This window comes from Mesorhizobium sp. M0698 (genome assembly GCF_040320455.1).
GTDB lineage: Bacteria > Pseudomonadota > Alphaproteobacteria > Rhizobiales > Rhizobiaceae > Mesorhizobium.
The window spans coordinates 1-928 of sequence record NZ_JAMYPQ010000077.1 but is presented as its reverse complement, the minus strand read 5'-3'; the positions used below and the strand labels follow the sequence as shown (position 1 = coordinate 928).

1 protein-coding gene is annotated in these 928 nt (G+C 62.6%); it reads left to right on the top strand.

The features are described 5' to 3' along the window. Positions 1-163: 163 nt before the first annotated feature. On the top strand, positions 164-928 hold a 765-nt coding region (locus NKI16_RS33980), incomplete at its 3' end, for an IS66 family transposase (protein WP_352924818.1).

The following is a 928-nucleotide window of genomic DNA, read 5'->3' as shown; positions in this document are numbered from 1 at the left end:
AATCATGCTCAGCTCATGGCTCTGGTTGACGGAATGGACTGGAAACGGGTTCGAACGGAGACCGTCAGGCGGCCGCAATCGGTTGGGTAAAACCCTGCGGCATGATGAATCAGGGAGCTGAAAACGCGGGAAAATTGCCCGCGAATATGCTCTGATTTTGGCCATGTCGGCACCCGATCTCGCGCTCCCGGACGACGTTGACGCGCTCAAGGCGATGGTTGTTGCCATGGCCGAAAAAGCCGCCGGTCTGGAAGAGCGTAATGCCGATCTCGAAGTCCACAATACGCATCTCGAGTTGGTCAACAAGAGCGCCGAGGAGCGGATCGCACGACTGACGGCGGTGGTGAAGATGCTGGAGCGGTCGCGCTTCGGCAGCCGCTCCGAAAGGTTGCGGGCCGGTGCGCTGAGCGAGGAGCAGTACGCTCTGGTCTTCGACGAGATCGAAACCGGCGTGGCGGCCATCCAAGCGCAGATGGAGAAGTCTGCGGGCGGCTCGAAAGCGAAGCGCGCCCCGCGCCCTCGCAAAGGCTTTGCGGCCCATCTCGAACGGATCGAGGTGGTCATCGAGCCCGAGACGCCTGCTGGCTGCGAAGCGCTGGAAAAGATCCTGATCGGCGAGGACGTCTCCGAACGGCTCGATGTCACCCCGGCGAAGTTCCGGGTGATCGTCACGCGTCGCCCCAAATATGCCTACAAGGGCTGGGACGGCGTCATCCAGGCAGCCGCGCCCGCCCGCATTATCGAAAGCGGCATTCCGACCGAAGCGCTGCTGGCGCAGATCGCGGTGTCGAAATACGCCGATGGCCTGCCGCTCTACCGCCAGGAAGCGATCTATGCCCGCGATCAGGTCGAGATCGACCGGTCACAGATGGCGCAGTGGATGGGCAAGCTCGGCTTCGAGCTCGAGCCGCTCGCCGATTACGCACTG